General features: G+C 68.2%; 12 protein-coding genes. 3 read left to right on the forward strand and 9 right to left on the reverse strand.

Annotation, left to right across the window (positions count from 1 at the left end; translation table 11 throughout):
- Nucleotides 1-63: 63 nt before the first annotated feature.
- On the forward strand, nucleotides 64-999 hold the full coding sequence (locus tag BLW48_RS15940) for an aldo/keto reductase (RefSeq protein WP_093176113.1): 936 nt from the start codon (nucleotides 64-66) through the stop codon (nucleotides 997-999).
- On the opposite strand, the gene BLW48_RS15945 is transcribed toward BLW48_RS15940, so the two are convergent.
- From BLW48_RS15945 to BLW48_RS15975, 7 genes are all read right to left on the reverse strand, one after another.
- A complete protein-coding gene (locus BLW48_RS15945) occupies nucleotides 986-1,957 on the reverse strand; it encodes a Bug family tripartite tricarboxylate transporter substrate binding protein (RefSeq protein WP_093176116.1) in 972 nt (323 codons plus the stop codon). The two genes, BLW48_RS15940 and BLW48_RS15945, sit on opposite strands and share 14 nt — an antisense overlap.
- Before the next feature lie 15 nt (nucleotides 1,958-1,972).
- A complete protein-coding gene (locus BLW48_RS15950; RefSeq protein ID WP_093176118.1) occupies nucleotides 1,973-3,100 on the reverse strand; it encodes a porin in 1,128 nt (375 codons plus the stop codon).
- A gap of 119 nt (nucleotides 3,101-3,219) precedes the next feature.
- Entirely contained in the window at nucleotides 3,220-4,920 is a 1,701-nt protein-coding gene (locus BLW48_RS15955) for a dihydroxy-acid dehydratase (protein ID WP_093176121.1), read from the reverse strand.
- The gene (locus BLW48_RS15960; RefSeq protein WP_093176124.1) at nucleotides 4,917-5,375 is read right to left on the reverse strand and encodes an aconitase X swivel domain-containing protein; all 459 of its coding nucleotides are present in this window, start codon (nucleotides 5,373-5,375) and stop codon (nucleotides 4,917-4,919) included. Before BLW48_RS15960 ends, BLW48_RS15955 begins: the two co-directional genes overlap by 4 nt.
- Complete coding sequence (locus BLW48_RS15965) at nucleotides 5,372-6,667, reverse strand: aconitase X (RefSeq protein ID WP_093176126.1); 1,296 nt, start codon at nucleotides 6,665-6,667, stop codon at nucleotides 5,372-5,374. Before BLW48_RS15965 ends, BLW48_RS15960 begins: the two co-directional genes overlap by 4 nt.
- A 53-nt stretch (nucleotides 6,668-6,720) precedes the next feature.
- The gene (locus BLW48_RS15970) at nucleotides 6,721-7,572 is read right to left on the reverse strand and encodes an IclR family transcriptional regulator (protein ID WP_093176129.1); all 852 of its coding nucleotides are present in this window, start codon (nucleotides 7,570-7,572) and stop codon (nucleotides 6,721-6,723) included.
- 85 nt (nucleotides 7,573-7,657) lie between these two features.
- On the reverse strand, nucleotides 7,658-9,118 hold the full coding sequence (locus tag BLW48_RS15975) for an FAD-dependent oxidoreductase (protein WP_093176389.1): 1,461 nt from the start codon (nucleotides 9,116-9,118) through the stop codon (nucleotides 7,658-7,660).
- A 155-nt stretch (nucleotides 9,119-9,273) separates the two neighbouring features.
- Here BLW48_RS15975 and BLW48_RS15980 point away from each other — a divergent pair, with 155 nt between their 5' ends.
- Nucleotides 9,274-10,269 (forward strand): Bug family tripartite tricarboxylate transporter substrate binding protein, encoded by a 996-nt coding sequence (locus tag BLW48_RS15980; protein WP_093073400.1) that lies wholly within the window; start codon nucleotides 9,274-9,276, stop codon nucleotides 10,267-10,269.
- A complete protein-coding gene (locus BLW48_RS15985) occupies nucleotides 10,266-11,273 on the forward strand; it encodes a Bug family tripartite tricarboxylate transporter substrate binding protein (RefSeq protein WP_093176131.1) in 1,008 nt (335 codons plus the stop codon). The genes BLW48_RS15980 and BLW48_RS15985 overlap by 4 nt, the downstream gene beginning before the upstream one ends.
- Nucleotides 11,274-11,276: 3 nt before the next feature.
- Here BLW48_RS15985 and BLW48_RS15990 read toward each other — a convergent pair whose 3' ends face one another.
- Together BLW48_RS15990 and BLW48_RS15995 are read right to left on the reverse strand one after the other, a co-directional pair.
- Nucleotides 11,277-12,137: an alpha/beta fold hydrolase gene (locus BLW48_RS15990; protein WP_093176134.1), complete on the reverse strand. Its 861-nt coding sequence runs from the start codon at nucleotides 12,135-12,137 to the stop codon at nucleotides 11,277-11,279.
- Nucleotides 12,134-12,694, reverse strand: a complete 561-nt coding sequence (locus tag BLW48_RS15995) for a cytochrome b (protein ID WP_093073394.1) — start codon at nucleotides 12,692-12,694, stop codon at nucleotides 12,134-12,136. The genes BLW48_RS15990 and BLW48_RS15995 overlap by 4 nt, the downstream gene beginning before the upstream one ends.
- Nucleotides 12,695-12,719: the final 25 nt, after the last annotated feature.

The raw sequence follows: 12,719 nt of genomic DNA on the forward strand, positions 1-12,719 counted from the left end.
CATGGCCCACAACAAGAAAGCTGCTTTTCTCTTTTTTGCCCCATCGTCGGATACTGGCCGCCGATGCCGCCCTCGAAGGATTTCCCTCTCACCCGCGCCGAACTGCTGCGCCTGGGCGCCGCGCTGTGCGCAAGCGCCGCGCTCCCCGCCTCCGCACAACCGCAGAGCAAGTCCGCCATGAACACCCGCCCCATCCCCTCCACCCAGGAAGCCCTGCCCGTGATCGGCTGCGGCACCTGGATCGGCTTCGATCAGCGCCCCGGCAGCGAGGAATACAAGCGCCTTCCCGGCGTGCTCGACGCCCTGTTCGCGGCCGGCGGCACGATGATCGACAGCTCGCCGATGTACGGCCGCTCCGAGGAAACCACCGGCGAACTGCTGACCGCAGCGAAGCAGCGCGACAAGGCCTTCCTCGCCACCAAGGTCTGGACCTCGGGCCGCGAGGCCGGCATTGCGCAGATGGAGCAATCGTTCGCGCGGCTGCGCACGCAGCGCATGGACCTGATGCAGGTGCACAACCTCGTCGACTGGCGCACGCACCTCGCCACATTGCGCGGCTGGAAGGAGAAAGGCCGCGTGCGCTACATCGGCATCACGCACTACACGGCCTCGGCCTACGACGAGGTCGAGGCCGTGCTGCGCGCCGAGAAGCTCGATTTTCTGCAGATCAACTATTCGCTCGACGCGCGCGAGGCCGAGCAGCGCCTGCTGCCGCTGGCGGCCGAGCGCGGCGTGGCGGTGATCGTCAACATGCCCTTCGGCGGCGGTGGCCTGCTGCGCCGTCTGCGCGACAAGCCGCTGCCCGCGTGGGCCGGCGAGATCGGCTGCACGAGCTGGGCGCAGGTGCTGCTGAAGTTCGTGCTGAGCCACCCGGCCGTGACCTGCACGATTCCCGGCACCAGCCGCGGCGAGCACATCGCGGACAACGCCGCGGCCGGCGCGGGCACCTTCCCCGATGCAGCCTTCTGGCGCCGCGAGGCCGCCGCTATTCGAACTTGACGTTGTGCTCCCGCACGGTGGCGCCGAAGGCGTCGTACTGCGTGCGGAAGAACTCGGCGAACTTCGCGGGGCTCATGCCGTAGCCCTCGAAGCCCTGCTGCACCAGCTGCGCATGCACGTCGGGCCGCTTGAGCGTGTTCTGCAGCTCCAGCGAGAGCTTGTCGGTAATCGCCTGCGGCAGCCCCGGCGGCCCGAAGAAGCCGGCCCACGGCGTGATGGTGAGCTTGCCCAGCCCCAGCTCGCCGCCGGTCGGCACGTCGGGCAGCAGGCCGCTGCGCTGCGGCAGCAGCGTTACCAGCGCGCGGATGCGCCCTTCCTTCACGAAGCCCGGCGCCAGCGTGCCGGTGGTGAACATCATCTGGATCTGCCCGCCCAACAGGTCGGTCATGGCCTGCATGTCGCCCTTGTAGCGCGCGTTGACCACCTTGCGGTCGCCCAGCAGCTGCAGCATCGCAAGCTCCGAAGCGCTGTTGCTCGATGCCGAGTTGTAGGCGCCCGGCTTGGCCGAGACCATTGCCAGCAGTTCGTTCACGCTCTTCACCGGCAGGCTCGTCGGCACCACGAGGAACATCGAGAACTGCCCGGCCGAGCTGATCGGCGTGAAGGCCTTGAACGGGTCGTAGGGCGGCGTCGGCCGCAGCGTGGGCGCTGCCACCATCGCGGTGTTGGTGCCCATCAGCAGCGTGTAGCCATCAGGCTTGGCCGACGAAGTGGCCTGCGCCGCGAGCACGCCGTCGGCGCCGGGCCGGTTCTCCACGATCACCTGCTGGCCGAGCTGCTTCGACAGCCCCTCCGCGATGATGCGCGTGAGCACGTCGGCGCCGCCGCCGGGCGCGAAGCCGACGATCAGCCGCAGCGGCTTGTTCGGGTACGCGTCGGCGCTCCAGGCCGCCGCGCCGGGCAGCATCGCGGCCGCAAGAGCCGGGAGCGCCGCCATGGTCAGGGTTCTGCGTCGCATGAAAGGCTCCTTGGTTCAGAAGAGATGCCGCACACCGAATTCCCACCCCGACGAGCGCTGCCCGGCCCCCGGTGCAACGCCGCCGCTGACCACATAGCGGGCCTGCCCGCTGTTCATCAACCGCGCATAGGTGCCGTAGAGCGCGGTGCGCTTGGAGAGGTTGTGCACGTAGCCGATGCCGAACTGCCGCGCGTCGTCGCGGTTGCGCGGCATGCCGTTGGCGTTGCGCAGGCTCTCGTCGCTGCGGTCGTCGAGGTAGGCATAGCTGATGCGGATGCGGCCGACCTCGAAAGCCGGAATGTGCGCACCGATCTCGGTGGTGTTCTTGCGCACCGTGCCGCCCGTGAGCTTCACCGTCACCTTGTTGTAGAGCGCAAAGAACTTCGCGAAGCCCGCATCCCACGAGCCGCCGATGTTGGCGTGCGTGTAGTTGCCGATGGTTGTGGTGGCGTCGAAGTGCGAGCGCGTGACGGCCGCAGCGATGTCGAACGCGCCCGAGGCGAAGCCGAAGCGCGCGCCGGCGAAGTTGCCGTCGTCGCGGTTCGCGACAGTCGAGTCGTTCTCGCCGGTGCCGACCATCGCCATGCCGTAGAAGCCGCCGATGTTGGGCGGCAGCCAGTAGCTCACCGTGTTGCTGCCGGTGATGGCCGTGGGCAGCGGCCCGGTGCCCGCGCCCGCAAAGGTGAGGTTGCCCGCGCGCGCCACGCCGTTGGCGTTGAAGGGGTCGAAGTAGATGCTGTTGTAGTGCGTGGGAATGAAGTCGTGGCCCAGCCGCACTTCGCCCAGCGTGTCCGACGAGAGGCTCACGAAGGACATGCGGTCGAAGGTTATGGGCCCTGCCGCGCCCGCGCCGCTCGTCTGGTTGTTGCTGTTGCTCGGCCGGCCGGTGCCGTTGTCGGGGTTCAGGCTGCCTTCGAGCCAGAAGCCCGCGCGCAGGCCGCCGCCCAGGTCTTCGGTGCCGCGAAATCCGAGCCGGCTGGTCGAGAGCCCGCCGTTCGACAGCGCCTTGACCGAGCCGCTGCCGGCGCCGCTCGTGTACTGGATGCCGAGGTCCACCACGCCGAACACGGTGACGCTGGATTGCGCATGCGCCGCGCCGCTGCTTGCCAGCCCCAGCGCCGACCACATCAAAAATCTCTTCATGGTTTTTTGTCTCCTGCTTCTTCTCTTCGGTTGAAAAACTCTGGAATCGCGCGCAGGGCTGCGCCACCGGGTGCGAACGGGGGTTCGCACCGGTTGGCGAAGGCCGGGGTGGAAAAGGTCTAGCTCGAGGGCTCGGGGCGTTCGGTGCGCACGAGCACTGCGCCCTTGGAGAGCGGACTCACGTTGCGCCGGTACTGCTGCAGCCAGCCGGTGTCGAAGGCCGGCGGCGGCGGCTGCCAGTCGGCGCGACGGGCCTGGAGTTCGGCGTCGGTCAGCGCGATATCGAGGCGGCGGGCGTCGAGGTCGATGGTGATCACGTCGCCGTCGCGCACCAGCCCGAGCGGTCCGCCCAGCGCGGCTTCGGGCGACACCTCGGCTACCACGAGCCCCTTGCAGACCAGGCCCGAAAGGTGCCCGTCGGTGAGAAGTGCGACCTGGTCCCCAAGGCCCGCGCCATCGACAGCGAAGACCACGCGCGACGCACCGCCACCCATGGCCGGGCCGCCGCAGGCGCCGGCGCCGCGCATCACGACCACCTGGCCGGGCACGATCTCGCCCTTCTTCAGCGCGGCGATGGCCGCATCCGAAGTCCAGAAGCACACGGCCGGCCCGGTGAAGCGCCGCACCTTGCGCTCTGCGATGCCGGTCTTGATGAGGCCAGACTCGGGCGCGAGGTTGCCGCGCAGCAGCACGATGGCCGGCAGCGGTGCGACCGGGCGGTCGATGGGGCGGATCACTTCGGCGTCGGCCACTTCGGCGTTGCGCAGGTTCTCTGCCACCGTGCCGCCTGTGACCGTCAGCGCGCTGGTGTCGAGCAAGGGTTCGAGCTGCTTCATCAGCGCGCGGCAACCACCCGCTGCCTCGAAGGCCTCGATGGAATGCTCGCCGATGGGCCGCACGCCGGCCAGCACCGGCGTCGTGGGGCCGAGGCTTTCGAAGAGGCCGTACACGTCGACGCCGCACTCCCCTTCGGTCGCTATCGCCTGCAGGTGCTTGGCGGTGTTGAGCGAGCCGCCGACTGAAAGCACCGCACGCACCGCGTTGACGAAAGCGCCGGGCGAGAGGATGTCGCGCGGCTTCAGGTCGTCCCACACCATCTGCACGATGCGGGTGCCGGCTGCGCGCACGTCGGCCATCATCTTCTGGCTCAGCGCTGCCACCGGCGCACTGCCGGGCAAGGCCATGCCGAGCGCTTCGCAGACGATGTGCATCGAGTTCGCAGTGCCCAAGCCCGAACACACGCCGGGCCCGCGGATCGCCTCCCGGCTCATGCCTACAAGTTCTTCCACAGGCAGGTTCCCCGTGACGGCATGCATCGCGCCGATGAACACCTCCTCGATGTCCATGTGCCTGCCGCGGTACTCGCCGCTGGGCTGGTAGCCGCAGGGCACCAGCAGCGTCGGAATGTTGAGCCGAGCGGCAGCCATGAGCTGGCCCGGCACCGTCTTGTCGCAGGAGGTGAGGCACACCATGCCGTCGAGCTGTGCGCCTTCGACTGCCACCTCGATGTCGTTGGTGACCAGATCGCGCGCACCCAGCATGTAGGCGCCGCGCGCACCGGCGCCGGTGATGAAGTCGCTGGGCGCTGCCGTGCGGATCTCGAAAGGAATGCCGCCTGCGGCGCGGATCGCGGCCTTTATCTCCCCCGCCACGCGGTCGAGATGGCTGAAGCAGGCGGCCAGTTCCGACGAACTGTTGACGACGGCGATCTTGGGCTTCTCGCAATCCTCTTCCGGAATGCCGAGCGCGCGCCAGTGCGCATTGCGCACCGACCACAGGTAGGAGCCGCGCGGGAAGTTGCTGCGCAGGGGGCGGGTCATGAGCGGTCTCCGGATGTGTTGTTCTTCTTGGTGATCTCGATCACGCCACGATCGGCGTCCACGCGCACCCAGTCGCCGGTTGCGATGCATTCGAGCGGGTCGCGTTCGAAGTCAGTCATCGATGGCGAATGCGTGACCACGGCGCCCAGCGCCATCTTGGTCGTCATCTCGTTGAAGAGGAATGCTGCCGGCGCCGAGTTCATGAGCCGCGTCATATGGAACATCGCCGACCAGCCCGACGAGCCCTTGGCCCCCGGAAACACCAGCACCTTGCCCGCGAAGCTCTGGCCGCGCAGTTCGTGCCGCGTCTCGATGACGGTGCCGGTGCGCGGATCGATGCCGCCCCAGCCCGAGATGCGGTCGCGCGTGACCAGCGCCTCGCCCTCGGCCACGCCGCCCACCACCTTGCGGCCACGGATGACGATGGTTTGTTCGCTCATGACTGCGTCGCTCATGCATAGCCTCCGTTCCAGCGGCCGGTGCAGGCGGCGTCGATGCATTCGGCCGTGCTGCCGAACCAGGCCTGCACGCCGAGGATGGCGGGCAGGTAGTGGGCTTGCTTGGCCGAGTCGAGCGCCACCGTCTTCGTGCCCTTGGGCACGGCGCGGCTCATGGCGGAGCAGCTGTCGCTCATGATGATTCCGCCCGCGTCCTCGATGATCTTCGTGTAGCCGTTACGGTCGGCCAGCGACTTGATGGCGCGCGGCGTGAAGATCCACAGCTCGCAGCTCGGATGCACCTTGCGGCCCTCGATGAGCTGCGCGGCCTCCCAGATCTGCTCGATCGTGTAGTGCGGGCAGCCCAGCATCACGTACTGGATTTCCGAGTCCTTGCCCGTGACGTTGATCTTCTCGTAGGTGGCGCGGCGCTCGGCCTCGCCGTAGCGCAGCACCTCGACCGGCGCACGGCCGCCGAGCGCCTGCTCGAGCGTCAGCGCCTCGGGCGTGATGCCGGCAATGTGATACATCTCCACGCCGCCCGATGAAGATGCTGCCGCGCCGAAATGCTTGAGCCGCGGCAGGTTGGGTACGCGGCCAATGCCGCTCTTGCTGTGCACCACCGGCACGCGCTCCTGCACGTGCTCGCCGATGTAGTAGCCGAGCAGGCCCCAGTCCTGCACAGACTCGACCTCGATGTCTAGCTCGACCACGTGCGTGGCGCGGCGGTTCTCGTCGAGGTGGTAGCCCCAATACGGAATACGGCCGGTGAGCATGGCGGCACCCGTGCTCTCGCGGCCTTCGGTGTTGGTGCGCGCGCCCAGCACCGAATTGCAATACACGACCGCCGACGACTCCATCCACGCGCAGTGCTCGCCGCGCGTCGGGATGTTGCCGACCTGGTACGGCGTGCAGGTGTTCATGATCTGCGCGCCGAGCCCGGCCGCATGGCGCTCGCTCTTGTTGTAGAACTGGACGATCTCCTCGCTCACGCCCATGCGCTCGGGCTGGCCGGGGTCGAAGCCCAGCTGCAGGTGGCTGGTGAAGACCTTGAACTTCGGGATCTCGACGGTTTCCTGGCTGTCGAGGCTGAATTCGGAGAACACCGCATCCATGCCGCCGCCCTTGGCGAGCGCGAAGTCGCGCTGGAAGGGCGTGGTCGATGTGATGGTGGCGCAGACGTTGCGCGTCTCGACCAGCCGCTCGGCGCCCAATGCCTCGCCGTAGCGCATCAGCAGGTCCATCGCCTTCTGCACGGCCGGGCCGTCGCGCCCGTCGTACATGGCTTTTTCTTCATCGCTCAGGTGCATGGCCTGTGTCTCCGTTCTTCTGTGTCGTGGGGGGTGAACCCCGGCCGGGCCTGCTAGCCCGGCGAGGGTGTGGGCACGTGGCCGCCGATATCGCGCGCAATGCTCAGCGCGATGTCGTGCAGGCGCGGTGCGAGTTCGTTGCGCAGGCGCTCCTCGGTGAAGACGAAGGCAGCGCCGCCGCCGTTGAGCGCCATCACTTCGCCGTCAGGCCCGATGAGGGGCACCGACACGGAGTTGATCTCGCGGTGGAATTCGCCGAGCGACAGGCAATAGCCCAGCCGCTTCGATTCGCCGATGGCGCGATTCATGTTCGGCGCGATGCTGTCCCACTCGGGGCCACGCAGCAGGCGCATCGAATCGATCAGCTGGTTGCGCTGCACCTCGGGCAATGCTGAAAGGTACGAGCGGCCGAGCGCCGAGTTGGCCAGCGGCGCGCGCGAGCCCACGTCGAGCCGCGCCGAGAGCATCGACGAGCGCGGGCGGCAGGCTTCGATGAGCACCATCTCCATGCCGTCGCGGATCGCAAGGTAGACCGAGGCACCCACCTCCTCCGCCATCGCCTGCATGCTGGGCCGGGCTGCGGCGCGCACGTCGAGGCTGCCGAGGAACACGCGCGACAGCGACACCACGCCCGGCCCGAGCATGAAGCGGTCGGCCGCCTGCGCGGGCTTGAGCATGCCCAGCGAGAGCAGCGTGGCGACCAGCCGGTTGACGGTGGGGCGCGGAATACCGGTGATGCGCGCAATGTCTGCATGACCCAGCACCGGGCGTTCTTCGCTGAAGCAGCGCAGCACCGAGATGCCGCGCTCCAGCGCGCTCACGGTGTCGGAGCGCTCGCCGCGCACCTCCACCGGTTCGGCCGGCTCGGCTGCGGAAAAGGAGGTGTCGTTTTTTTCAGTGGACATGGAGGGACCCTTTGCAAGACTCTTCTCAGGACTCTCCAATGTAGAGGCTCGCGAAGAGAGGGCGTCCGGGGTCATGGTCAATGGCTCAGGCGCCGGCTTCGGCCGTTGCAGGCGACGCCGCGCCCTGCCCAATTCCGGGTGCCCCGGCTCGCAGGTACACGCCCTGGGCCAGCAGTTCGGACTGCAGCGCCCCCACGTCGATGAAGCGCGGCGCGATGCCGCCGCGCGATGCCAGCGCCGCAGCCACGCCCGCGGCCTGGCCGGTGATCCAGCACTGGGGAATCTCGCGCATGAAGCCGTGCGAGTTGCGGTCGCACGAGATGTGGCGCCCGCAGGCCAGCAGGCCGTCGAGCTTCTGCGGCACCAACGCGCCGTAGGGAATGGAGATGTTCGGAAACTTCGGCGACACCGCGGGCGACACGCCGATCTCGTCGGCCAGCGGCACACCGTCGGGCCACTGGCTGCGCAGCACCGAGCCCACGCCGCTCAGGCGACGCGCATGGCGCACGCCGATCTGCGGCGCGCTCAGCATCAGGTAGGCGTTCTCGAAGCCCGGTGCATGGGCGCGGAAGTAGTCCAGGTGCGCGGCCATGGCGCGGTGCGAGCGCACTTCCACGGCAGTGAGGTCGTCCACGTCGAGCGCCGAGTAGCCCGACTGGCGCGGCCCCATGAAGAGGGCAACGTCGTTGCGCCACGAGACGAAAGGCCGCTCGAACAGGCCGCATTGCTCGCGGCCGCCCGCCATGAAGGCGGTGAAGGCCTCGGGCTGGCCGGCCTTGAACTCGATCCAGCGGTTCATGTCCACGCCGCCGAACAGCCACGAGGTGTTCATGCAGTGGTGCACGTCGGCCTCTTCGATGTCGTTCACGTAGTCGGCACCGGCGCGGGCGAACAGGTCGCCGTCGCCGGTGGCGTCGACCACCACGTCGGCCATGATGGCCATGCGGCCTTCCTTGCTCTCGAACACCACGCCCTTGACGGCACCGTCCTGCACGATGGGAATGGCGGCCCACGAGTGGTAGATGAGCTTGACCTTGCGCTCCAGCACGATCTCTTGCGAGAGCAGCTTCAGCCGCTCGGGGTCGATGGTGGGCGACCAGGTGACGACGCCGTGATAGGCGGCAGTGCGCTGCGACCAGTGTGCGGCCTTGGCGGTGTCCTGCGAGCCCCAGTCTGCACGCGAGGGGCCGGCGATGGCGTCGGCCGGCAGTCGGTCGAACAGCTCTTCGGCGAAGCCGCGGATCACCAGCTTGCCTTCCCAGTCGGTCATGCGGTCGATCCAGATGACGAGGCCGCCGGTCGACAGGCCTCCCAGGTGGTTGTAGCGCTCCAGCAGCGCCACATCGGCGCCCGCGCGGGCCGCTGCTGCTGCGGCCGCCGTGCCCGACGGGCCGCCTCCGACCACTAGCACACCGCAGCGGTGATAGACCGGAATGCTCTTGCCGGGCTCGGCCCAGCTGCCGTGGTCAGGCCGCTTGACGCGGCTGTCGCGGTCGAAGATGTCGGAAGACAGGATGCGCTCGTCGGTACGGACGACAGTTTTCATGAATGCGTTCTCGGCTTGGCTTGTTTCGTCGTATTTTGATTTCATTTTCCATTTTGTCAAACTCAAAAGCCATATTTCTGGGGTATTCCCTAGTAAATATGGATTTTTATGGTTTTAGAGATCAATATAGAAAGAGAAATCCAACGGAGACATCGATGAAGAAACTTCACGGCACCCGCCGTGCCTTCGGCTCGGCCCTCGGCGCCGCAGCCTTCCTGGGCCTTGCATCACTGGCCGTGGCGCAGGACTTTCCGGCGCGCGGCAAGCCCATCCGCATCGTCGTGGGCTTCACCGCCGGCGGTGGCACCGATGCGCAGGCGCGCATCGTGGCGCAGAAGCTCGGCGAGGTGCTGGGCACCAGCGTGATCGTCGACAACAAGCCCGGCGCCAGCACCATGCTGGCGGCCAACGAGGTGTCGCGCGCCCTGCCCGACGGCTACACGCTGCTGTACGCGCCCTCGTCCACCATGGCGCAGAACCCGCACACCTTCGCCCAGGTGCCCTACGACCCGTTCAAGGACTTCACCGCCATCTCGATGGGCGGGCGCGGGCCGCTGGTGCTGTCGCTGAGTACCAGCGTGCCGGTGAACAACGTGAAGGAACTGGTGGCCTACGTGAAGGCGCACCCCGGCAAGGTGAGCTACGCCTCGTTCGGCGCGGGCACCTCGTCGCACATCTACGGCGAGGCCTTCGTGAAGAAGACCGGCATCGACGCGGTGCACATCCCGTACAAGGGCGGCTCCGACGCGGCGAAAGACCTGATCGGCGGGCGCGTGCAGTACATGTTCGACTCGGCCTCGTCGGCCATCATCACCTCGGCCACGGGCAAGGTGAAGATCCTCGCGGTGGCCGCCAACGCGCGCATTGCCGCGCTGCCCGACGTACCCACCTTCGCCGAGCAAGGCTACGCAGGGCTCGATCTGCCGAGCTGGCTGGGCTTCTACGGGCCGGCGCGCATGCCGGCGCCGGTGGTCGAAAAGCTCAACACGGCGCTCGCGAAGGTGCTGGCGATGCCGCAGGTGCGCGATTTCTATCGCAGCGGCGGCTACGAGGCGGGGGGCACCACGCCGGAGGAATTTGCCGGCATCACGCGCTCGACCTACGACAGCTGGGGTGCGATGGTGCAGCAGGTCGGGTTGGCCAAGCAATGAGCGGCATGCGCTCCCTTCTTGATCGCCGCCGCTTTGCCGCCTGGCTTGCGCTCGGCGCGGCCATGCCGCTGCTGGCAGCCCATGCCGCCGCACCTTTTCCGGACAAGGGCCGCACCATCCGCATCGTGCTGGGCCTGGCGGCAGGCGGCGCGTCGGACTCGCAGGCGCGCTTCGTCGCCAACAAGCTCGCCGAGGTGCTGCAGACGCCGGTGATCGTCGAGAACCGGCCGGGCGCGAGCTTCATCCTTGCGACTGAAGAGGTGATCCGCGCCGCGCCCGACGGCTACACCTTCATGTACGCGCCCTCCTCCGTCGTGGCGCAGAACCCGCAGACGCTGGCGCAGGTGCGCTACGACCCGTTCAAGGACCTGACACCGATCTCGCTAGGCTCGCGCGGGCCGCTGGTGCTGACCGTGCATGCGAGCGTGCCGGCGCGCACGGTGCAGGAACTGGTGGCGTACATCAAGGCCAACCCGGGGAAGATGAGCTACGCCTCCTTCGGCACCGGCACCTCGTCGCACATCTACGGCGAGGCCTTCGCGCGGCAAGCCGGACTGGACGTGGTGCACGTGCCCTACAAGGGCGGCGCCGACGCCGCAAAAGACTTTCTCGCAGGCCGCGTGCAGTACTACTTCGATGCCGCGCCCAACGCCATACAGAACACGGCCACCGGCAAGGTGCGCATGCTGGCCGTAGCGGCGCCCAAGCGCAGCCCGATGCTGCCCGACGTGCCCACCATGGGCGAACAGGGCGTGAGCGGGGTGGACATGCCGAGCTGGTTAGGCTTCTACGGACCGGCGCGCATGCCGGCTCCGGTGGTCGAGAAACTGCATGCCGCGCTGGCGCAGGTGCTGGCGATGCCGGCCACGCGCGACTTCTTCCGCCAGGGCGCGTACGAGGCCGAGTCGTCGAGCCCCGCGGAGCTGGCCGCGCTGACGCGCGCGACCTACGAGCAGTGGGGCGACATCATCCGCAAGCTGGGGCTGGTGAAGCAGCAGCAATAGGGTTCAGCGAAAGAACTCCAGCAGCCGCGCATTGACTTCGTCGGCGCGCTCGTACTGCGCCCAGTGCCCGGCGCCGTCGATCACCACGCCTTCGCGCCCCGGGCCTTCGGCCACCAGCCGCGCCACCAGCGGGCGCGGGTCGGCGGTGACGTCGTACTCGCCCCACAGCAGCAGCGTAGGCACGCCCAGCGTACCGAGCGCCTGCTGCAGCCCGCCCGACTGCGACACCTCCTTGCTGCGAAAGCGCGTGCCATGGCACGAGATGTCATGGATCTCGAAGGCCAGCGCGTCGATGGCTGCCGGGTCGTGCAGCATCAGCGCGGCCAGGTTGTTCAGCAATGCGGCGCGTTCCGCCTCCCGGTCCGGGGCGGCGCGCCAGTTGATCATCTGAGCCGTCATGCGCCGCAGCGTGCCGTGGCCGCCGCTGCCCACGAGCGCGAAGCGGCGGATGGCTCCGCGCCGCAGGGCGAACCGTGCAGCCGTCAAGCCGCCGAAGGAGAAGCCGCCGAGGTCGATGGGCGTGCCAGCGCCGATGAGCTGGTCGAGCGTGCCGCCGAGCGCATCAAGCAGCGGTGGCAGCGAGTCTTCGCCCGGCGCCACGCGCGGTGGCGCATCGGATTCGTTGAAACCCGGCATGTCGGGCAGCCACAGCGTGCGGTCGGCCGACAGCGCCTCGGCGTTGCGCAGCCAGTGCATCCAGCTGCCATGGCCGCCGTGCAGCAGCACCAGCGGGGGCCGGGCGGTGTCGGTACCGAAGCGGCGCCAGCGCACGCGCACGCCCTCGTGCACCGGGTCGTAGTGGGTCGACAGCGCGTCGATGCGGGCGATGGCCTCGCGGGCCTCGGTTTCTTCTTGTGTGGTCATGGCAGCATCCGCTGGAGTTCGGCCTCGCCGTCGAAGAATTGGTGCTTGAGCGCGCCCAGCACGTGCAGCGCAAAGAGCACGTACAGCACATAGCCCGCCCAGACATGCACGCCGCCCAGCACGGTGTGCCAGGTTTCCTTCATGGTGGGCTCGATGGCCATGATCCAGCCGATGCGCGGCCATTCGAACAGGCCGAAAAGCTGCATCGGGTGGGTGGCGGCGTCTTTCCAGGCCGAGTCGTGCATCCAGCCCGACAGCGGCAGCAGGATCATCAGCAGGTAAAGAGCGCCGTGGGCCGCATGCGCCGCGAACCGTTCGAGCGCACCGTACGAGCCCGGCATGGCCGGCGGCTTGTGCGTGGCGCGCCACAGGAGCCGCAAAATCACCAGGCCCAGCACCGTGATGCCGATCGACTTGTGGGTGTCGACGGCCGGGCGCACCCAGTCGTCGGGGTAGTGGTCGACCAGCAGGATCAGGGCGATGTTGACGGCCATGAGCACGGCTATCAGCCAGTGCAGCGCGATCGCGGTTCGGGTGTAGCGGGTTTGTGCGAGCATGCGGGGAATTTTCGGGCGTGGGGCG

This window comes from Variovorax sp. YR266, from assembly GCF_900107295.1.
Classification (GTDB): domain Bacteria; phylum Pseudomonadota; class Gammaproteobacteria; order Burkholderiales; family Burkholderiaceae_C; genus Variovorax.

Excerpts from the sequence above, each read along its gene's own strand:
- BLW48_RS15985 (WP_093176131.1), top strand. The coding sequence starts at position 10,266 with ATGAGCGGCATGCGCTCCCTTCTTGATCGCCGCCGCTTTGCCGCCTGG.
- BLW48_RS15990 (WP_093176134.1), bottom strand. The coding sequence starts at position 12,137 with ATGACCACACAAGAAGAAACCGAGGCCCGCGAGGCCATCGCCCGCATC.
- BLW48_RS15980 (WP_093073400.1), top strand. The coding sequence starts at position 9,274 with ATGAAGAAACTTCACGGCACCCGCCGTGCCTTCGGCTCGGCCCTCGGC.
- BLW48_RS15970 (WP_093176129.1), bottom strand. The coding sequence starts at position 7,572 with ATGTCCACTGAAAAAAACGACACCTCCTTTTCCGCAGCCGAGCCGGCC.
- BLW48_RS15965 (WP_093176126.1), bottom strand. The coding sequence starts at position 6,667 with ATGCACCTGAGCGATGAAGAAAAAGCCATGTACGACGGGCGCGACGGC.
- BLW48_RS15950 (WP_093176118.1), bottom strand. The coding sequence starts at position 3,100 with ATGAAGAGATTTTTGATGTGGTCGGCGCTGGGGCTGGCAAGCAGCGGC.
- BLW48_RS15975 (WP_093176389.1), bottom strand. The coding sequence starts at position 9,118 with ATGAAAACTGTCGTCCGTACCGACGAGCGCATCCTGTCTTCCGACATC.
- BLW48_RS15995 (WP_093073394.1), bottom strand. The coding sequence starts at position 12,694 with ATGCTCGCACAAACCCGCTACACCCGAACCGCGATCGCGCTGCACTGG.
- BLW48_RS15955 (WP_093176121.1), bottom strand. The coding sequence starts at position 4,920 with ATGACCCGCCCCCTGCGCAGCAACTTCCCGCGCGGCTCCTACCTGTGG.
- BLW48_RS15945 (WP_093176116.1), bottom strand. The coding sequence starts at position 1,957 with ATGCGACGCAGAACCCTGACCATGGCGGCGCTCCCGGCTCTTGCGGCC.
- BLW48_RS15960 (WP_093176124.1), bottom strand. The coding sequence starts at position 5,375 with ATGAGCGACGCAGTCATGAGCGAACAAACCATCGTCATCCGTGGCCGC.
- BLW48_RS15940 (WP_093176113.1), top strand. The coding sequence starts at position 64 with ATGCCGCCCTCGAAGGATTTCCCTCTCACCCGCGCCGAACTGCTGCGC.